17 protein-coding genes and 5 tRNA genes are annotated in these 19094 nt (G+C 56.8%); 21 read left to right on the top strand and 1 reads right to left on the bottom strand.

Annotation, left to right across the window (positions count from 1 at the left end):
- Nucleotides 1-41: 41 nt before the first annotated feature.
- Complete coding sequence (rhlB, locus tag A1WC_RS24750) at nt 42-1307, bottom strand: ATP-dependent RNA helicase RhlB (protein WP_008807968.1); 1266 nt, start codon at nt 1305-1307, stop codon at nt 42-44.
- Nucleotides 1308-1648: 341 nt separating this feature from the next.
- On the opposite strand from rhlB, the gene trxA reads away from it, so the two are divergent.
- From trxA to A1WC_RS24650, 21 genes are all read left to right on the top strand, one after another.
- Entirely contained in the window at nt 1649-1978 is a 330-nt protein-coding gene (trxA, locus tag A1WC_RS24745; RefSeq protein ID WP_002883224.1) for a thioredoxin TrxA, read from the top strand.
- Between the two features lie 144 nt (nt 1979-2122).
- The gene (locus tag A1WC_RS28470) at nt 2123-2224 is read left to right on the top strand and encodes a rho operon leader peptide (protein WP_049245627.1); all 102 of its coding nucleotides are present in this window, start codon (nt 2123-2125) and stop codon (nt 2222-2224) included.
- Nucleotides 2225-2310: 86 nt separating this feature from the next.
- Nucleotides 2311-3570 (top strand): transcription termination factor Rho, encoded by a 1260-nt coding sequence (rho, locus tag A1WC_RS24740; RefSeq protein WP_002883293.1) that lies wholly within the window; start codon nt 2311-2313, stop codon nt 3568-3570.
- A gap of 240 nt (nt 3571-3810) precedes the next feature.
- Nucleotides 3811-4914 carry a UDP-N-acetylglucosamine--undecaprenyl-phosphate N-acetylglucosaminephosphotransferase gene (gene wecA, locus A1WC_RS24735; protein WP_004886849.1) on the top strand — a complete coding sequence of 368 codons (1104 nt, stop codon included), beginning with the start codon at nt 3811-3813 and terminating at the stop codon, nt 4912-4914.
- 13 nt (nt 4915-4927) lie between these two features.
- Nucleotides 4928-5974, top strand: a complete 1047-nt coding sequence (wzzE, locus tag A1WC_RS24730; protein ID WP_002883296.1) for an ECA polysaccharide chain length modulation protein — start codon at nt 4928-4930, stop codon at nt 5972-5974.
- A gap of 56 nt (nt 5975-6030) precedes the next feature.
- Nucleotides 6031-7161, top strand: coding sequence for a non-hydrolyzing UDP-N-acetylglucosamine 2-epimerase (gene wecB / locus A1WC_RS24725; RefSeq protein ID WP_008807966.1), 1131 nt, complete (start codon nt 6031-6033; stop codon nt 7159-7161).
- The gene (gene wecC, locus A1WC_RS24720) at nt 7158-8420 is read left to right on the top strand and encodes a UDP-N-acetyl-D-mannosamine dehydrogenase (RefSeq protein ID WP_008807965.1); all 1263 of its coding nucleotides are present in this window, start codon (nt 7158-7160) and stop codon (nt 8418-8420) included. Before wecB ends, wecC begins: the two co-directional genes overlap by 4 nt.
- On the top strand, nt 8417-9484 hold the full coding sequence (gene rffG, locus A1WC_RS24715; RefSeq protein ID WP_016160066.1) for a dTDP-glucose 4,6-dehydratase: 1068 nt from the start codon (nt 8417-8419) through the stop codon (nt 9482-9484). Before wecC ends, rffG begins: the two co-directional genes overlap by 4 nt.
- 18 nt (nt 9485-9502) lie before the next feature.
- The gene (rfbA, locus tag A1WC_RS24710) at nt 9503-10384 is read left to right on the top strand and encodes a glucose-1-phosphate thymidylyltransferase RfbA (protein ID WP_002883307.1); all 882 of its coding nucleotides are present in this window, start codon (nt 9503-9505) and stop codon (nt 10382-10384) included.
- The gene (gene rffC, locus A1WC_RS24705; protein WP_008807963.1) at nt 10362-11036 is read left to right on the top strand and encodes a dTDP-4-amino-4,6-dideoxy-D-galactose acyltransferase; all 675 of its coding nucleotides are present in this window, start codon (nt 10362-10364) and stop codon (nt 11034-11036) included. Before rfbA ends, rffC begins: the two co-directional genes overlap by 23 nt.
- Before the next feature lie 4 nt (nt 11037-11040).
- The gene (rffA, locus tag A1WC_RS24700; RefSeq protein WP_012543244.1) at nt 11041-12171 is read left to right on the top strand and encodes a dTDP-4-amino-4,6-dideoxygalactose transaminase; all 1131 of its coding nucleotides are present in this window, start codon (nt 11041-11043) and stop codon (nt 12169-12171) included.
- Nucleotide 12172: 1 nt separating this feature from the next.
- On the top strand, nt 12173-13423 hold the full coding sequence (gene wzxE / locus A1WC_RS24695; protein WP_008807961.1) for a lipid III flippase WzxE: 1251 nt from the start codon (nt 12173-12175) through the stop codon (nt 13421-13423).
- Nucleotides 13420-14496: a TDP-N-acetylfucosamine:lipid II N-acetylfucosaminyltransferase gene (locus tag A1WC_RS24690; RefSeq protein ID WP_016160067.1), complete on the top strand. Its 1077-nt coding sequence runs from the start codon at nt 13420-13422 to the stop codon at nt 14494-14496. Before wzxE ends, A1WC_RS24690 begins: the two co-directional genes overlap by 4 nt.
- Entirely contained in the window at nt 14493-15839 is a 1347-nt protein-coding gene (wzyE, locus tag A1WC_RS24685) for an ECA oligosaccharide polymerase (RefSeq protein WP_004886822.1), read from the top strand. Before A1WC_RS24690 ends, wzyE begins: the two co-directional genes overlap by 4 nt.
- A gap of 11 nt (nt 15840-15850) precedes the next feature.
- Complete coding sequence (gene wecG / locus A1WC_RS24680) at nt 15851-16591, top strand: lipopolysaccharide N-acetylmannosaminouronosyltransferase (RefSeq protein WP_012969197.1); 741 nt, start codon at nt 15851-15853, stop codon at nt 16589-16591.
- Nucleotides 16592-16796: 205 nt separating this feature from the next.
- Nucleotides 16797-18182, top strand: a complete 1386-nt coding sequence (thrP, locus tag A1WC_RS24675) for a bifunctional threonine/serine APC transporter ThrP (protein ID WP_016160068.1) — start codon at nt 16797-16799, stop codon at nt 18180-18182.
- A 102-nt stretch (nt 18183-18284) separates the two neighbouring features.
- Nucleotides 18285-18361, top strand: a tRNA-Arg gene (locus A1WC_RS24670).
- A gap of 55 nt (nt 18362-18416) precedes the next feature.
- Nucleotides 18417-18492, top strand: a tRNA-His gene (locus tag A1WC_RS24665).
- A 23-nt stretch (nt 18493-18515) separates the two neighbouring features.
- A tRNA-Leu gene (locus A1WC_RS24660) sits at nt 18516-18602 on the top strand.
- Between the two features lie 28 nt (nt 18603-18630).
- Nucleotides 18631-18717, top strand: a tRNA-Leu gene (locus A1WC_RS24655).
- Nucleotides 18718-18759: 42 nt separating this feature from the next.
- Nucleotides 18760-18836, top strand: a tRNA-Pro gene (locus A1WC_RS24650).
- Nucleotides 18837-19094: the final 258 nt, after the last annotated feature.

Raw genomic sequence — 19094 nt, forward strand, 5'->3', positions numbered from 1 at the left:
CCTGGCTGATTCTGAATGATTGAGCGTATGGCATAGATTTCTTAACCTGAACGACGACGATTGCGCGGTGGACCGTTGCGGCGCGGGCCGTTGCCTGGGCGCGCACGGGTCAGACGCAGCGGCTTAGGCAGGTCGGTCATCAGCGCGTCCGGGTTGTACTTACTGACCGGGATCGAGTGACCAATATAGGTTTCGATTGCCGGCAGGTTCAGCGCGTACTCTTCGCAGGCGAGGCTGATAGAGTTGCCGCTGGCGCCAGCGCGGCCGGTGCGGCCGATGCGGTGAACGTAATCTTCGCAGTCGTCCGGCAGATCGTAGTTAAAGACGTGGGTCACGGCCGGAATATGTAAGCCGCGCGCAGCAACGTCAGTTGCGACCAGAATATCGAGATCGCCACGAGTAAATTCGTCGAGAATACGCAGACGCTTTTTCTGCGCCACGTCGCCGGTCAGCAGACCTACACGATGGCCGTCAGCGGCGAGATGACCCCAGATATCTTCACAACGGTGCTTGGTGTTGGCGAAGATGATGGCGCGATCGGGCCACTCTTCTTCCAGCAGCGTCTGCAGCAGGCGCATTTTTTCTTCGTTGGAAGGGTAGAACAGCTCTTCTTTAATACGGTGGCCCGTTTTCTGTTCCGGTTCCACTTCGACATATTCGGCGTTGTTCATCTGCTCGAACGCCAGTTCGCGAACGCGATAAGAAAGAGTCGCGGAGAACAGCATGTTCAGGCGCTGCGTCGCCGGCGGCATGCGGCGGAACAGCCAGCGGATATCTTTAATAAAGCCGAGATCGTACATGCGATCGGCTTCGTCCAGTACGACGACCTGAATGGCGCCGAGGTTAATGTGGTTCTGTTTCGCGTAATCGATCAGACGACCAGTGGTACCGATCAGAATATCGACACCGCTTTCCAGCACTTTCAGCTGCTTGTCGTAGCCGTCGCCGCCGTAAGCCAGACCCAGCTTCAGACCGGTGGCCTGCGCCAGCGGTTCAGCATCCGCGTGGATCTGTACCGCCAGTTCACGCGTTGGTGCCATAATTAGCGCGCGCGGTTGGTTAACCTGGCGATCGGCGATAGCCGGGTGAGAGAGAAGATAATGAAACGTTGACGTCAGGAACGCCATCGTTTTACCGGTACCGGTTTGCGCCTGCCCGGCGACATCGCGGCCTTCCAGCGTCAGCGGAAGGGCGAGGGCCTGAATGGGTGTGCAATTATGAAACCCTTTCTTTTCAAGGGCTTCAATGACTGCCGGGTGCAGGGCGAAGTCGGAAAACTTCTGTTCTGTTAAATGTGTTTTGCTCATAGTGTGGTAGAATATCAGCTAACTATTGCATTAAGAAAGCGTATCCGGTGAAATAACGTCAACCTTTCGTTGGCGGTGTACGAAATTATTCAAGGTACGTCTACGGTAACTGAACGAATCCAGGATAGCTTAGACTACTAAGCGAGTCGGGAGCGATAAATCTGCAGCATGCAGTTCGCGTTCGGGCACCCTGGCGTCAACAGGCGAGTCCATGATGGATTGCGCCAGTTGGCAGCCCAGAGAATTGAGGTATCCTGAAGAATAGCGTGCATAACGTAGCCGCAGCACGTCGTTGATGGCTACGACACCAACACACCAGGCTTATTCCTGTGGAGTTAAATATGAGCGATAAAATTATTCACCTGACTGACGACAGTTTTGACACGGACGTACTCAAGGCTGACGGGCTGACCCTCGTCGATTTCTGGGCAGAGTGGTGTGGTCCGTGCAAAATGATCGCCCCGATTCTGGATGAGATCGCTGAAGAGTATCAGGGCAAACTGACCGTAGCTAAGCTGAACATCGACCAGAACCCGGGCACCGCGCCGAAATACGGCATTCGCGGTATCCCAACCCTGCTGCTGTTCAAAAACGGCGAAGTGGCGGCCACTAAAGTTGGCGCACTGTCCAAGGGTCAGCTGAAAGAGTTCCTCGACGCCAACCTGGCGTAAGCGAATTGCTGGTCCGGCGTCCAGATTCCTATTTTTTGCGGAACTCTGGACGCCCGGCAGGAGTCGTGCTAAGTTAATCCACAGACTTCGTTTTAAACATACCTATTGTTTGAATCTTGTTTTACCCAAAGCGTCCCGCAGACGATGCGCGTGAGGCTAATAATTCCGGGCTTATCACTCATTCCGTCTTGTCGTTTCAGTTCTGCGTTCTTTCCTGTGACCAGGCAACGTACAGACACGAGATGAAGCCGCTAACAGGCATGGATGTTCCTGCCATACCATTCACAACATTAAGTTCGAGATTTACCCCGAGTTTAAGAACCCACACCACTATGAATCTTACCGAATTAAAGAATACGCCGGTTTCTGAGCTGATTACTCTCGGCGAAAATATGGGGCTGGAAAACCTGGCTCGTATGCGTAAGCAGGATATTATTTTTGCCATCCTCAAGCAGCATTCGAAGAGTGGCGAAGATATCTTTGGCGACGGCGTACTGGAGATACTGCAGGATGGATTTGGATTCCTCCGCTCCGCAGACAGCTCCTACCTCGCCGGCCCTGACGACATCTACGTATCCCCCAGCCAAATCCGCCGTTTCAACCTTCGCACTGGTGACACCATTTCCGGTAAGATTCGTCCTCCGAAAGAGGGTGAGCGTTACTTTGCACTGTTGAAAGTTAACGAAGTTAACTACGACAAGCCGGAAAACGCGCGTAACAAGATCCTCTTCGAGAACTTAACGCCGCTGCACGCGAATTCTCGCCTGCGTATGGAACGTGGTAACGGTTCTACCGAAGACTTAACCGCTCGCGTACTGGATCTGGCCTCCCCGATTGGCCGCGGCCAGCGTGGTCTGATTGTCGCGCCGCCGAAAGCCGGTAAAACGATGCTGCTGCAGAACATCGCGCAGAGCATCGCTTACAACCACCCGGACTGCGTGCTGATGGTGCTGCTGATCGACGAACGTCCGGAAGAAGTGACCGAGATGCAGCGTCTGGTGAAAGGTGAAGTGGTTGCTTCCACCTTTGACGAGCCGGCATCCCGCCACGTGCAGGTTGCCGAGATGGTTATCGAGAAAGCAAAACGTCTGGTTGAACACAAGAAAGACGTTATCATCCTGCTCGACTCCATTACTCGTCTGGCGCGAGCCTACAACACCGTGGTACCGGCTTCTGGTAAAGTCCTGACCGGTGGTGTGGACGCCAACGCCCTGCACCGTCCGAAGCGTTTCTTCGGTGCGGCACGTAACGTCGAAGAGGGCGGCAGCCTGACCATCATCGCCACGGCGCTGATTGACACCGGCTCCAAAATGGACGAAGTGATCTACGAAGAGTTTAAAGGCACCGGTAACATGGAGCTGCACCTCTCTCGTAAGATTGCCGAAAAACGCGTCTTCCCGGCTATCGATTACAACCGTTCCGGTACCCGTAAAGAAGAACTGCTCACCACTCAGGAAGAGCTGCAGAAAATGTGGATCCTGCGCAAAATTATTCATCCGATGGGTGAGATCGATGCAATGGAATTCCTCATTAACAAGCTGGCGATGACCAAGACGAATGATGACTTCTTCGATATGATGAAGCGCTCGTAAGGTAAAAAAAGCCAAAAACGCCACGCCTTTGCGTGGCGTTTTCATTTTTGGGTTTGTATGATCCAGAGACAGAGAAAGCGGGACGAAAGTTGTCGTATAATGGCGCCGGATAGCAGGCGGAGACAGCTTTAACAGACTAAAATCTATACAATAAATTTGTAATGTTCTGCTTTTCCCCTTCTGGAGTTGGGGCATCATCGCTATACTTCCCGGATTAACTATGCTGAGAGCACATGCGTTGTGAATTTACTCACTGCTATTACTGAATTAATCAGTATTTTCTTATTCACGACCCTCTTTATTTTTGTCGCGCGGAAAGTGGCAAAAAAGATCGGGTTGGTGGATAAACCAAACTATCGCAAACGGCATCAGGGGTTGATTCCGTTGGTCGGTGGTATCTCAGTTTATGCAGGCATCTGTTTTACTTTCGCCATCGCCGATTATTATATTCCTCACGCCTCGCTGTATCTGGCCTGCGCGGGGGTATTGGTGCTGGTTGGCGCGCTTGACGATCGCTTCGATATCAGCGTGAAAATTCGCGCAGTCATACAGGCTGCGATCGCCGTGATTATGATGATGGCAGGGAATCTGCATCTGAGTAGTCTCGGCTTTATTTTTGGCTCGTGGGAGCTGGTGCTGGGGCCTTTCGGCTTCTTCCTGACGCTGTTTGCCGTGTGGGCTGCCATCAATGCGTTTAACATGGTCGACGGGATCGACGGCCTGCTCGGCGGTCTGTCATCGGTCTCCTTTGCGGCGACTGGGATCATCCTCTGGTTTGATGGTCAGTACAGCCTGGCGATGTGGTGTTTCGCGATGATCGCCGCCATTCTGCCCTATATTCTTCTCAATCTTGGCGCCCTCGGCCGCCGCTATAAAGTCTTTATGGGTGACGCCGGCAGCACGATGATTGGCTTCACCATTATCTGGATCCTGCTGGAAACCACGCAAGGTAAAACACATCCCATTAGCCCGGTGACCGCGCTGTGGATTATCGCTATCCCGTTGATGGACATGGTGGCGATTATGTATCGCCGCCTGCGCAAAGGCATGAGTCCTTTCTCTCCGGACCGTCAGCATATTCATCATTTGATCATGCGCGCCGGCTTTACTTCCCGTCAGGCGTTCGTCCTGATTACCCTGGCCGCCGCCCTGCTGGCGCTGGTTGGCGTCGCGGCGGAATACACCCGCATTGTGCCGGAATGGGTGATGTTAATTCTCTTTTTGGTAGCCTTCTTCCTTTATGGCTACTGTATTAAGCGCGCCTGGAAAGTGGCGCGCCTGGTTAAGCGCATCAGACGCAGAATTCGGCGACACAGCGGCAATAATCCGAAACTAACCAAGTAAAGCTGGGGATGTGATGACTCAACCATTACCGGGAGCACAAGCAGTGAACGTTGAGAACGAGCTGGATATTCGCGGGCTGTTTCGCGCTTTATGGGCAGGAAAAGGCTGGATAGTCGGCGGCGCCGTACTCTTCGCCGCCATCGTGCTGGTATATACCTTTTTTGCTCGCCAGGAGTGGAGCGCCACGGCGATCACCGATCGGCCTACTGTCAATATGTTGGGGGGGTACTATTCCCAGCAGCAGTTCTTACGCAATCTGGACATTAAAGCCGACCTTGCCTCGGTCGATCAGCCTTCCGCCATGGATGAAGCGTATAAAGAGTTCATCATGCAGCTGGCCTCCTGGGATACCCGGCGCGATTTCTGGCTACAAACGGACTACTACAAGCAGCGTCAGTCGGGTAATGCCCGCGCGGATGCGGCGATGCTGGATGACCTGATTAACAATATCCAGTTTATGCCAGGCGATGCGGCCAAGAGCATTAACGACAGCGTCAAACTGACCGCCGAGACCGGGCAGGATGCCAATAATCTGTTGCGCCAGTATGTGGCTTTCGCCAGCCAGCGGGCGGCAGGCCATCTTAATGACGAACTCAAAGGCGCCTGGGCGGCGCGGACCGTGCAAATGAAAGCGCAGGTGAAGCGCCAGGAAGAGGTGGCCGAGGCCATCTTCAACCGTCGGACGCACAGCGTGGAGCAGGCGCTGAAGGTGGCCCAGCAGCACAATATTTCACGCAGCGAAACGGATGTTCCTGCCGATCAGTTGCCGGATTCAGAGCTATTTTTATTGGGCAGGCCGATGCTGCAGGCCAGGCTGGAAAACCTGCAGGCCGTCGGGCCGGAATATGACCTCGATTACGACCAGAACCGCGCCATGCTGAGCACGTTGAACGTCGGTCCAACGTTAGATCCGCGTTTTCAGACTTACCGGTATTTGCGGACGCCGGAAGAACCTGTAAAACGCGATAGCCCGCGCCGTGTATTTCTGATGGTGATGTGGGGGATTGTGGGTGCGCTCATCGGCGCAGGCGTGGCGTTATCACGTCGTCGTGTCCTGTGATTGCGGCCTGTGGTGAAGGGCAGATGACCTTCATCGCCTAATCGAAGAGAATCGATGTGAAAGTACTAACTGTATTTGGCACGAGGCCGGAAGCCATCAAGATGGCGCCTCTGGTCCATGCGCTGGCAAAGGATCCTCATTTTGAGGCGAAAGTATGCGTGACCGCGCAGCATCGGGAGATGCTCGATCAGGTGTTGAAACTTTTCTCTATTGTCCCGGACTACGATCTCAACATCATGAAGCCGGGGCAGGGGCTGACCGAGATCACCTGTCGCATCCTTGAGGGGCTGAAGCCGGTTCTGGAGTCGTTTAAACCCGACGTGGTGCTGGTGCATGGCGATACCACGACCACCATGGCGGCGAGCCTGGCGGCGTTTTATCAGCGGATACCGGTGGGCCACGTAGAGGCCGGCCTGCGCACTGGCGATTTAAGTTCGCCGTGGCCGGAAGAAGGCAACCGTACGTTGACCGGCCATCTGGCGACATACCATTTCGCCCCCACGGAAACCTCGCGGCAGAACCTGCTACGGGAAAATATTGCCGACAGTCGCATCACGGTCACCGGGAATACGGTCATTGACGCCCTGTTCTGGGTGCGGGATCGGGTTCTGGGTGATGAAGCGCTACGGGAGACCCTGCTGCAGCGCTATCCTTTCATTAGCCACGGTAAAAAGATGATTCTGGTTACCGGCCACCGGCGGGAAAGCTTTGGGCTCGGCTTTGAACAGATCTGCCAGGCGCTGGCGGAGATAGCCCATACCCACCCTGAGGTGCAGATTGTCTATCCGGTTCACCTGAATCCTAACGTCAGCGAGCCGGTGAATCGTATTCTCGGTCATATTGACAATGTGATGTTGATTGAACCGCAGGACTACCTGCCGTTCGTCTGGCTGATGGATCGGGCCTGGCTGATCCTGACCGATTCCGGCGGCATTCAGGAAGAGGCCCCTTCTCTCGGGAAACCGGTACTGGTCATGCGCGATATGACCGAACGTCCGGAAGCGGTGGCCGCTGGCACCGTGTGCCTGGTCGGCACCGACAGCCAGCGCATCGTGGCGGAAGTCACGCGACTGCTGCAGGATGATGCCGCATACCAGGCGATGAGCCGCGCGCATAATCCCTATGGCGATGGTGAAGCATGTCGTCGAATTTTGTCTGCACTTAAAAATAATCAGGTAACGTTATGAGTTTTTCTACCATTTCAGTGATTGGCCTTGGCTATATCGGGCTGCCAACCGCTGCCGCGTTCGCCTCCCGGCAGAAGCGGGTGGTCGGCGTTGATGTTAATCAACATGCCGTGGAGACCATTAACCGTGGAGAGATTCATATCGTGGAGCCGGATCTGGCGAGCGTGGTGAAGACCGCGGTCGAACAGGGTTATTTAAGCGCCACCACCACCCCGGTGGAGGCGGATGCCTACCTGATTGCCGTGCCGACGCCGTTTAAAGATCGCCACGAGCCGGATATGGTGTTTGTCGAGTCGGCCGCTAAATCCATTGCGCCGACGTTAAAGAAAGGGTCACTGGTGATCCTGGAGTCCACCTCGCCGGTGGGTTCGACTGAGCAGATGGCCGGCTGGTTGGCGGAGATGCGCCCGGATCTCAGCTTCCCTCAGCAGGCGGGCGACGCCGCTGACGTGAATATCGCCTACTGCCCGGAGCGGGTATTGCCCGGTCAGGTGATGGTCGAGCTGATTAAAAACGATCGCGTTATCGGCGGCATGTCGCCGGTCTGCTCGGCGCGCGCCAGCGAGCTGTATAAAATCTTCCTCGAAGGCGAATGCGTGGTGACCAACTCGCGCACCGCCGAGATGTGTAAGCTGACGGAAAACAGCTTCCGCGACGTCAACATCGCCTTTGCCAACGAACTGTCGCTGATTTGCGCCGACCAGGGCATTAACGTCTGGGAGCTGATCCGCCTGGCAAACCGCCATCCGCGCGTCAATATCCTGCAGCCGGGCCCGGGCGTCGGCGGCCACTGCATCGCCGTCGACCCGTGGTTTATCGTGGCGCAAAACCCGCAGCAGGCGCGTCTGATCCGCACCGCTCGCGAGGTCAACGACCATAAGCCGGAATGGGTTATCGAACAGGTGAAAGCGCAGGTCGCGGACTGCCTGAATGCCACCAACAAACGGGCCAGCGAACTGACGATCGCCTGTTTTGGCCTCGCTTTTAAACCGAATATTGACGACCTGCGCGAAAGCCCGGCGATGGAAATTGCCGCGCAGATTGCCCGCTGGCACAGCGGCACGACGCAGGTGGTTGAGCCCAACATTCACGCGCTGCCGAAGAAACTCGATGGACTGTGTACGCTGGCGACCCTCGATGCGGCGCTGGCCAGCGCCGATGTGCTGGTGATGCTGGTCGATCATAATGAATTCAAAGCCGTTAGCGGCGATAGCGTCACCCAGGCGTATATCATCGACACCAAAGGAGTGTGGCGGTGAGAACCATTCTGGTCACCGGCGGCGCGGGCTTTATTGGTTCGGCGGTGGTGCGGGAGATTATCCAGCACACCGCCGATCGCGTAGTGGTGGTGGATAAACTGACCTATGCCGGCAATTTAATGTCGCTGGCGCCAGTGGCGCAGGATGCGCGTTTCGCCTTTGAACAGGTGGATATCTGCGACCGCGGCGAGCTGGACCGTATTTTCCGTCAGCATCAACCCGATACGGTGATGCACCTGGCGGCGGAAAGCCACGTCGATCGTTCGATTGACGGCCCGGCGGCGTTTATCGAAACCAATATCGTAGGCACCTATACGCTACTGGAGGCGGCCCGCAGCTGGTGGAATACCCTGGCCACGGAGAAAAAATCGGCGTTCCGTTTTCACCATATCTCGACCGACGAAGTGTATGGCGATCTGCACGGCAGCGAGGATTTCTTTACCGAGACCACGCCCTATGCGCCAAGCAGCCCCTATTCGGCCTCGAAAGCCAGCAGCGACCACCTGGTGCGCGCCTGGCTGCGGACCTATGGCCTGCCGACGCTTATCACCAATTGCTCCAATAACTACGGCCCGTATCACTTCCCCGAGAAGCTGATCCCGCTGACGATCCTCAATGCGCTGGCGGGCAAGCCGCTGCCGGTGTATGGCAATGGGCAGCAGATCCGCGACTGGCTGTACGTGGAAGATCACGCCAGAGCGCTGTATCTGGTGGCGACCCGCGGCGAACCGGGCGAAACTTACAATATCGGCGGTCATAACGAACGTAAAAATATCGAGGTGGTGGAAACCATTTGTCAGCTGCTGGAAGAGCTGGCGCCGCATAAACCGCAAAGCGTGGCGCACTATCACGATCTGATCACCTTCGTAGCCGATCGTCCGGGCCACGATCTGCGCTATGCCATTGATGCCTCGAAGATTGCCCGCGAGCTGGGCTGGACGCCGGCAGAGACCTTTACTTCCGGTATGCGTAAGACCGTGGCGTGGTATCTGGCGAACGAGAGCTGGTGGCGCCAGGTTCAGGATGGAAGCTATCAGGGCGAGCGTCTTGGGCTGCAAGGCTAATCATCTCTGGGGGGAATGATGAAAGGTATTATTCTGGCGGGCGGTTCCGGAACGCGACTGCATCCCATCACCCGCGGCGTATCGAAGCAGTTGTTGCCGATCTACGACAAGCCGATGATCTACTACCCGCTGTCGGTATTAATGCTGGCCGGGATACGTGAGATCCTGATCATCACCACGCCGGACGACCTACGTGATTTCCAGCGCCTGCTCGGCGATGGCTCAGAGTTTGGCATTGCGCTGCACTATGCCGTACAGCCGACGCCGGATGGTTTAGCCCAGGCGTTTATCATCGGCGAAGCCTTTCTTAACGGCGAACCGGCATGTCTGGTGCTAGGCGACAATATTTTCTTCGGCCAGAGCTTTAGCCCGAAGCTGCGCAGCGTGGCTGCTCGCACGGAAGGGGCGACGATTTTTGGCTATCAGGTGATGGATCCTGAGCGCTTTGGCGTGGTGGAGTTTGATGACAACTTCCGCGCGCTGTCACTGGAAGAGAAGCCGAAGCAGCCGAAGTCGAACTGGGCGGTCACCGGTCTCTATTTCTACGATGGCAAGGTGACGGAGTATGCCAAACGGGTCAAGCCGTCCGAGCGCGGCGAGCTGGAAATCACCTCCATCAACCAGATGTACCTTGAGGATGGCGCATTGACCGTCGAGCTCCTCGGGCGCGGTTTTGCCTGGCTGGACACCGGCACGCACGATAGCCTGATCGAGGCCAGCATGTTCGTGCAGACCGTCGAGAAGCGCCAGGGCTTTAAAATCGCCTGTCTGGAAGAGATCGGCTGGCGTAACGGCTGGCTGGACGATGATGGCGTCAAACGCGCCGCGAAGCGGCTGGAAAAAACCGGCTACGGCCAATACCTGCTGGATCTGCTCCGTGCCCGTCCGCGCCAGTATTGATCCCCTGGAGTGGGAGAACCGCTTCTTTGCCGTTAACAGCGCCATCGTTCACTTTGATGAACGTGCGCCGCGGCTGACGCCTGAGGCGCTGGCGGGGTGGTCGCGGGTGCAGGCGAAGGTGGCCGCCAGCGACACCGTCCGGCTGGACGCGCTACAGCAGCTGGGTTTTCAGCTGGTGGAAGGCGAAGTTGATCTGGCGCTACCGGTGGGCAACCCTGCTGATGCGGGCGCCGACGTCGCCGTGGAAGCGGATATTGCGCCGCTGCGCGAGCTGGCGGCACAGGCCTTTGCCATGAGCCGCTTTCGCGCGCCCTGGTACGCCGCCGATGCCAGCGGCCGCTTCTATGCCCAGTGGATTGAAAATGCGGTGCGCGGCACCTTCGATCATCAGTGCCTGATTTACCGCCATCCTGAGGGCGATATTCGCGCCTTTGTCTCTCTGCGCCAGCTCAACGCGACCGAGGCGCGTATCGGCCTGCTGGCCGGGCGCGGCGCCGGGGCGCAACTGATGCAGGCGGCGCAGCACTGGGCTGCCTCGCGCGGACTTTCTACACTGCGGGTGGCGACCCAGATGGGCAACACCGCCGCGCTTAAACGTTATATTCTCAGCGGTGCTAACGTGGAAAGCACCGCCTACTGGCTATACAGGTGACCCCATGATCCCATTTAACGCGCCGCCGGTGGTTGGAACCGAGCTTGATTACATGCAGTCTGCGATGAACAGCGGCAAGCTGTGCGGCGACGGCGGTTTTACGCGCCGCTGCCAGCAGTGGATGGAGCAGCGATTTGGCACGGCAAAAGCGCTGCTGACGCCTTCCTGCACGGCTTCGCTGGAGATGGCCGCGCTGCTGCTGGATATCCAGCCGGGCGACGAAGTGATTATGCCCAGCTATACCTTTGTCTCTACCGCCAACGCCTTTGTGCTGCGTGGGGCGAAAATCGTCTTCGTTGATATCCGCCGCGATACGATGAATATCGATGAAACGCTTATCGAAGCCGCCATCACCGATAAAACCCGGGCGATTGTCCCGGTGCACTATGCCGGCGTAGCCTGCGAGATGGACACCATCATGGCCATTGCCGACAAATACAACCTGTTTGTGGTGGAAGACGCCGCGCAGGGGGTGATGTCTACCTATAAGGGGCGTGCGCTGGGCACCATCGGCCATATCGGCTGCTTCAGCTTCCATGAAACCAAAAACTACACCGCCGGCGGTGAGGGCGGGGCGACGCTTATCAACGATCGCACACTGGTGGAACGCGCGGAGATCATTCGTGAAAAAGGTACCAACCGCAGCCAGTTCTTTCGCGGTCTGGTGGATAAATATACCTGGCGCGATATTGGCTCCAGCTATCTGATGTCCGACCTGCAGGCCGCCTATCTGTGGGCGCAGCTGGAAGCGGCGGAGCGGATCAACCAGCAGCGCCTGGCGCTGTGGCAGAACTATCACGATGCGCTGCTGCCGCTGGCGCGTGCGGGGCGTATCGAACTGCCGACGGTTCCGGCCGACTGTGGGCAAAATGCGCACATGTTCTACATTAAGCTGCGTGATATCGAGGATCGCAGCAGGCTGATCGCCTGGCTGAAAGAGGCGGAGATCCTCGCGGTATTCCATTATATTCCGTTGCACAGCTGCCCGGCCGGAGAACACTTCGGCGAGTTCCACGGTGAAGACCGCTACACCACCCAGGAGAGCGAGCGCCTGGTGCGCCTGCCGCTGTTTTACAATCTCTCTCTGGTGAACCAGCGGACGGTGATTAACTCGCTGCTGAGCTATTTCTCCTGATATGTCGTTAGCAAAAGCCTCACTGTGGACGGCGGCATCGACGCTGGTCAAAATCGGCGCCGGTCTGCTGGTCGTCAAGCTGCTGGCCGTCTCGTTTGGGCCGGCGGGCGTTGGCCAGGCCGGTAACTTCCGGCAGCTGGTCACCGTGCTCGGCGTGCTGGCGGGTGCCGGGATATTTAACGGCGTCACGAAGCTGGTGGCTCAGCATCACGACGATCCCCCACGTCTGAAACAGGTGGTGGGTACCTCGTCGGCTATGGTGCTAGGCTTTTCCACGCTGCTGGCGCTGGTGTTTTTACTGGCGGCGGCGCCGATAAGCCAGGGGCTGTTCGGCCATACGCACTATCAGGGGCTGGTACGCCTGGTGGCGCTGGTGCAGATGGGGATCGCCTGGGCGAACTTCCTGCTGGCGCTGATGAAAGGCTTTCGCGATGCGGCGGGTAACGCTTTCTCGCTGATTGCCGGGAGCCTGATTGGCGTCGCGGCCTATTATGCCTGTTACTACTTCGGGGGTTACCAGGGGGCGCTGTTGGGGTTGGCGTTAGTGCCGGCGCTGGTGGTGATCCCGGCGGGCATCATGCTCTGGCGGCGGGGTAATATACCGCTGAGCGCCCTGCGCCCGCGCTGGGATAACAGTCTGGCGGGACAGCTATCGAAATTTACCCTGATGGCGCTCATAACCTCGGTGACGCTGCCGGTGGCCTATGTGATGATGCGTAATCTGCTGGCGGCGCATTACGGCTGGGAGGCGGTCGGGATTTGGCAGGGGGTGAGCAGCATTTCCGATGCTTACCTGCAGTTTATTACCGCCTCGTTTAGCGTCTATCTGCTGCCGACGCTGTCGCGGCTGAGCGCCAAAACGGATATCACCCGCGAGATTGCCAAATCGCTGAAATTCGTTCTGCCGGCGGTGGCGGCGGCAAGCCTGACGGTCTGGCTACTGCGCGATTTTGCCATCTGGCTGCTGTTTTCCGATCGCTTTACCGCGATGCGTGACCTGTTCGCCTGGCAGCTGGTGGGCGACGTCTTAAAAGTCGGCGCCTATGTCTACGGCTATCTGGTGATCGCCAAAGCGTCGCTACGTTTTTATATTCTGACGGAAATCAGCCAGTTCACGCTGCTGACCGCATTCTCACACTGGCTTATTCCGGCGCACGGCGCAATTGGCGCGGCGCAGGCGTATATGGCCACGTATATTGTTTATTTCGCCCTCTGTAGTGGCGTGTTTTTACTCTGGCGTAAACGGGCATGACAGCACTGATACATGTACTGGGATCGGATATCCCGCACCATAACCAGACCGTACTGCGGTTCTTTAACGACGAACTGGCCGCCGACCCGAAGGCCCGGAAGTTTTTGGTCGTCGATGATGAGGCCAGCGTGCGTGATGGATATCCGGCACTGGACATCACCTGCTATCCAGGAAAGAAAGCGCTGGCGCAGGCAGTGATTGCCACCGCGAAAGCCAACCGCCAGCAGCGCTTTTTCTTCCACGGCCAGTTTAATACCGGGCTGTGGCTGGCGCTGTTGAGCGGCGGCATCCGCCCGTCACAGTTTAACTGGCATATCTGGGGGGCAGATCTGTATGAAAACTCTGCCAGCCTGAAGTTTCGCCTGTTCTATCCGCTACGCCGCATGGCGCAGGGGCGAGTAGGGCGCGTTTTCGCCACCCGCGGCGATCTCAGCTGGTTCGCTAACCGCCATCCGCGTGTGCCGGGCGAGCTGCTCTACTTCCCGACCCGAATGGATCCGGCGCTGAATACCCTGGCCGATAACGCCCCGCGCGGTGATACCCTGACTATTCTGGTCGGCAACTCCGGGGATCGCAGCAATGAACATATTGCCGCGCTGAAGGCTATCCATCAGCAGTTTGGCGATACGGTGAATGTCATCGTGCCGATGGGTTATCCGGCGAATAACGACGCCTATATCAACGAGGTGCGCGAGGCGGGGGCGGCGCTGTTTAGCCATGCGCATCTGCAGATCCTCAGCGAGAAGCTTGAATTTAATGATTATCTGGCGCTGCTGCGCCGCTGCGATCTGGGCTATTTTCTGTTTGCCCGCCAGCAGGGGATCGGCACCCTGTGCCTGCTGATTCAGGCGGGTATTCCCTGCGTGCTCAATCGGGAAAACCCGTTCTGGCAGGATATGACCGAGCAGCATGTGCCGGTGCTGTTCACCAGCGACGCGCTGGACGTCAGCGTGGTGCGTGAAGCGCAGCGTCAGCTGGCGAGCGTGGATAAATCTACTATCGCCTTCTTCCGGCCGAACTATCTGACGGGCTGGCAGCGGGCGCTACGGTTAGCGGCGGAGGGGCAGGCATGACGTTAATGCAATTTAGCGGGCTGCTGGTGGTCTGGCTGCTGTCGACCCTGTTTATCGCCACCGCCACCTGGTTTGAGTTCCGCCGGGTACGCTTCAACTTCAACGTCTTTTTCTCGTTGTTGTTTCTGCTGACCTTTTTCTTCGGCTTCCCGCTGACCAGTATTCTGGTGTTCCGCTTTGACGTCAGCGTAGCGCCGCCGGAGATTTTGCTGCAGACGCTGCTGATCGCGGTATGCTTCTACGCGATCTACTACGTGACCTATAAAACGCGGTTGCGCCCGGCCTCGCGCGAGGTTGCGCATCGCCCGCTGTTTACCATGAACCGGGTGGAAACCCATCTGGCGTGGGGCATACTGATGGGGCTGGCGCTGCTGTGCGTCGGCATCTTCTTCGCTCACAACGGCTTTCTGCTGTTTAAGCTCAACTCCTACAGCCAGATTTTTTCTGCTGAAGTGTCCGGCGTGGCGTTGAAGCGCTTCTTTTACTTCTTTATTCCGGCGATGCTGGTGGTCTATTTTCTGCGCCAGGATTATAAGGCGTGGATCTTCTTCCTCGTCAGCACCGTGGCCTTTGGTTTGCTGACCTACGCCATCGTCGGCGGGACCCGCGCCAATATCATCATCGCCTTCGCCATCTTTCTGTTCATCGGTATTATTCGCGGCTGGATCAGCCTGTGGATGCTGGCGGCGGCGGGCGTGCTGGGTATTGTCGGCATGTTCTGGCTGGCGCTGAAGCGCTACGGGATGAACGTCAGCGGCGATGAAGCGTTTTATACCTTCCTGTATCTCACGCGCGACACCTTCTCACCGTGGGAAAACCTGGCGCTGCTGCTGCAGAACTACGACAAGATCGATTTCCAGGGGCTGGCGCCGATGATCCGCGATTTCTACGTCTTCATCCCCAGCTGGATGTGGCACGGTCGTCCGACGATGGTGCTCAATACCGCCAACTACTTCACCTGGGAGGTGTTAAACAACCATTCGGGGCTGGCGATTTCGCCGACGCTGATTGGCTCGCTGGTGGTGATGGGCGGCGTCTGGTTTGTGCCGCTGGGCGCTGTGGCGGTAGGGTTGATTATTAAATGGTTCGACTGGCTGTATGAGCTGGGCAACCGGGAGAGCAATCGTTACAAAGCGGCTATCCTGCACAGTTTCTGTTTCGGCGCTATCTTCAACATGATAGTGCTGGCGCGCGAGGGTCTGGATTCGTTCGGCTCCCGCGTGGTGTTTTTCCTCGTGATCTTTGGTATCTGCTTGCTGGCGGCGAAATTGCTGTACTGGTTCCTGGATAGCGTGGGACTGATTCATAAGCGCGTAAAACCGCTTTCGCAACCGCAAGTCTGAGAAGGATAGACATGACTGGGACCATTTCCGCGCCGTTGTACCTGTTAAGAGGGCTGCAGCTCATAGGCTGGCGCGATATGCAGCACGCTCTGGATTATTTGTATGCCGACGGCGCGCTCCGGGAGGGGACGCTGGTGGCCATTAATGCTGAGAAAATGCTGGCCGTAGAAGATAACCCGGAGGTACGGGCGCTGATTGAGGCGGCAGAGTTTAAATATGCGGATGGCATCAGCGTGGTGCGTTCGCTGCGCAAAAAATACCCGCAGGCCCAGGTATCCCGCGTCGCCGGGGCCGATCTCTGGGAAGCGTTAATGCAGCGCGCTGGCGCTGAAGGGACACCGGTGTTTTTGGTTGGTGGTAAACCTGAGGTCCTGACGCAAACGGAGTCCAGGCTGCGTCAGCGCTGGCAGGTGAACATCGTCGGCAGCCAGGACGGTTATTTTACCCCTGAGCAGCGCCAGGCATTGTTCGAACGCATTCGCGACAGCGGGGCGAAAATCGTCACCGTCGCGATGGGGTCGCCGCGCCAGGAGATCTTCATGCGCGACTGCCGGCGCCTGTATCCGCACGCGCTGTATATGGGCGTCGGCGGCACTTACGATGTCTTCACTGGGCACGTCCATCGGGCGCCGAAGTTCTGGCAGGATCTGGGGCTGGAGTGGTTCTATCGCCTGCTTTTGCAGCCGAGCCGCATCAAGAGACAGTTCCGTCTGCTGCGCTATTTACGTTGGCATTATACCGGCAAGCTCTGATATTCCACTGCAACCAGGCGAGTTTGCATACATATTCTGTGTAATCTCTTCACTCGCCTGATACTTTATTTGCCATTTCCGCAAAATTAATTAACCATTCGCAGGCTTCATACGCGCGGGGGAGACCTGCGCGTCGGCAAGGCTATGGTTTCAGTTAATAACAATAACCGGGAGTACCCGGAATACGGCAAACACAAGAGGATATATGACTGAGAAAAAAGCGGAACTCCAGCGTGGACTGGAGGCCCGGCATATTGAACTGATCGCCCTTGGCGGGACGATTGGCGTGGGGTTGTTTATGGGGGCGGCCAGTACGTTGAAATGGGCCGGGCCTTCCGTGCTGCTGGCGTACATTATCGCTGGCCTGTTCGTCTTTTTCATTATGCGCTCAATGGGCGAAATGCTGTTCCTTGAGCCTGTCACTGGCTCCTTCGCGGTGTATGCGCATCGCTATATGAGCCCCTTCTTCGGCTACCTGACCGCGTGGTCCTACTGGTTTATGTGGATGGCGGTGGGGATCTCGGAGATTACCGCCATCGGGGTCTATGTGCAGTTCTGGTTCCCGGAGGTGGCGCAGTGGATCCCGGCGTTAATTGCCGTGGGGCTGGTGGCGCTGGCGAACCTGGCGGCGGTCCGGCTTTACGGTGAAATCGAGTTCTGGTTCGCCATGATTAAAGTGACCACCATTATCGTGATGATCGTCGTCGGGCTGGGCGTCATTTTCTTCGGCTTTGGCAACGGCGGGCACTCCATTGGTTTTGGTAATCTCACCGAACATGGCGGTTTCTTCGCCGGCGGCTGGAAGGGCTTCCTGACGGCGCTGTGTATCGTGGTCGCATCCTATCAGGGCGTAGAGCTTATCGGTATTACCGCGGGTGAAGCGAAAAATCCGCAGGTGACGCTGCGCAGCGCGGTGGGCAAAGTGCTGTGGCGGATCCTGATTTTCTACGTGGGCGCGATTTTCGTTATTGTCACTATCTTCCCGTGGGATCAAATTGGCTCCAACGGCAGCCCGTTCGTACTGACGTTTGCCAAAATCGGGATTACCGCGGCGGCGGGAATTATCAACTTCGTGGTGCTGACGGCGGCGCTTTCCGGCTGCAACAGCGGAATGTACAGCTGTGGACGTATGCTGTACGCCCTGGCGAAGAACCGCCAACTGCCGGCGGCGATCGGTAAGGTATCGCGCAACGGCGTTCCGGCCGTCGGCGTGGCGATGTCGATTCTGATCCTGCTGGTGGGCTCCTGCCTGAATTACATCATTCCTAATCCGCAGCGGGTGTTTGTCTATGTCTACAGCGCCAGCGTGTTGCCAGGGATGGTGCCATGGTTTGTGATCCTGATCAGCCAGCTGCGTTTCCGTCGCGTGCATCGGGCGGCAATCGCCAGCCATCCGTTCCGTTCGCTGCTGTTTCCGTGGGCCAACTATTTCACCATGGCCTTCCTGATCTGTGTGCTGGTAGGGATGGGTCTGAATGATGAAACCCGGATGTCGCTGTTTGTCGGCATTATTTTCCTGGCCGCCGTCACCCTGATTTATAAGGTGTTTGGCCTCGGAAGACAGGGGCAAGTCAATAATACGGCTGAATAACCGTCAAAACGAACAAAGCATGAGCAAACGATAATTTTCTTTTAAAAGGCACTAGACAGCGGGGTAGGAAGTCCGTATTATCCGACCCCGCAACGGCGCTAAGCGCCCGTAGCTCAGCTGGATAGAGCGCTGCCCTCCGGAGGCAGAGGTCTCAGGTTCGAATCCTGTCGGGCGCACCATTAACCCGGTGCTGGAGCTGCGGTGGTTTTAATACCGCGTAAAAGGTTTGCAGTGGTGGCTATAGCTCAGTTGGTAGAGCCCTGGATTGTGATTCCAGTTGTCGTGGGTTCGAATCCCATTAGCCACCCCATTATTTGATAGAGTTGTGAATTTGCGAAGGTGGCGGAATTGGTAGACGCGCTAGCTTCAGGTGTTAGTGTTCTTACGGACGTGGGGGTTCAAGTCCCCCCCCTCGCACCATAATCCACAAAGATATTGCTCGCACTGGGCGAAGGTGGCGGAATTGGTAGACGCGCTAGCTTCAGGTGTTAGTGTTCTTACGGACGTGGGGGTTCAAGTCCCCCCCCTCGCACCACGACTTTAACGAATTGAACTAAAAATTCAAAAAGCAGTATTTCGGCGAGTAGCGCAGCTTGGTAGCGCAACTGGTTTGGGACCAGTGGGTCGGAGGTTCGAATCCTCTCTCGCCGACCAATTTTGAACCCCGCTTCGGCGGGGTTTTTTGTTTTCTGCTGCCGTCCGCCATCTCTTATTTCTCTGATCTTGCTGATAAAAAATCTTCTCTTTGCTTAAGAATACGCGTCAGGAAAACTCTCAATTCATCACTGTGGTAGATGCAATTTCCCCGGATCCTGTGCGATAATAACCGGGTAGATGCTCATTCCATCTCTTATGTTCGCCTTCGTGCCTCATAAACTCCGGAATGATGCAGAGCCGTTCTTACGGTGCTTA

The sequence above is a fragment of the Klebsiella sp. KTE92 genome, from assembly GCF_000398905.1.
Classification (GTDB): domain Bacteria; phylum Pseudomonadota; class Gammaproteobacteria; order Enterobacterales; family Enterobacteriaceae; genus Klebsiella; species Klebsiella variicola.

Excerpts from the sequence above, each read along its gene's own strand:
- wzyE (WP_004886822.1), top strand. The coding sequence starts at position 14,493 with ATGACGTTAATGCAATTTAGCGGGCTGCTGGTGGTCTGGCTGCTGTCG.
- rffA (WP_012543244.1), top strand. The coding sequence starts at position 11,041 with ATGATCCCATTTAACGCGCCGCCGGTGGTTGGAACCGAGCTTGATTAC.
- trxA (WP_002883224.1), top strand. The coding sequence starts at position 1,649 with ATGAGCGATAAAATTATTCACCTGACTGACGACAGTTTTGACACGGAC.
- rfbA (WP_002883307.1), top strand. The coding sequence starts at position 9,503 with ATGAAAGGTATTATTCTGGCGGGCGGTTCCGGAACGCGACTGCATCCC.
- thrP (WP_016160068.1), top strand. The coding sequence starts at position 16,797 with ATGACTGAGAAAAAAGCGGAACTCCAGCGTGGACTGGAGGCCCGGCAT.
- A1WC_RS24690 (WP_016160067.1), top strand. The coding sequence starts at position 13,420 with ATGACAGCACTGATACATGTACTGGGATCGGATATCCCGCACCATAAC.
- wecG (WP_012969197.1), top strand. The coding sequence starts at position 15,851 with ATGACTGGGACCATTTCCGCGCCGTTGTACCTGTTAAGAGGGCTGCAG.
- rhlB (WP_008807968.1), bottom strand. The coding sequence starts at position 1,307 with ATGAGCAAAACACATTTAACAGAACAGAAGTTTTCCGACTTCGCCCTG.
- wzzE (WP_002883296.1), top strand. The coding sequence starts at position 4,928 with ATGACTCAACCATTACCGGGAGCACAAGCAGTGAACGTTGAGAACGAG.
- A1WC_RS28470 (WP_049245627.1), top strand. The coding sequence starts at position 2,123 with ATGCGCGTGAGGCTAATAATTCCGGGCTTATCACTCATTCCGTCTTGT.
- wecC (WP_008807965.1), top strand. The coding sequence starts at position 7,158 with ATGAGTTTTTCTACCATTTCAGTGATTGGCCTTGGCTATATCGGGCTG.
- rho (WP_002883293.1), top strand. The coding sequence starts at position 2,311 with ATGAATCTTACCGAATTAAAGAATACGCCGGTTTCTGAGCTGATTACT.
- wzxE (WP_008807961.1), top strand. The coding sequence starts at position 12,173 with ATGTCGTTAGCAAAAGCCTCACTGTGGACGGCGGCATCGACGCTGGTC.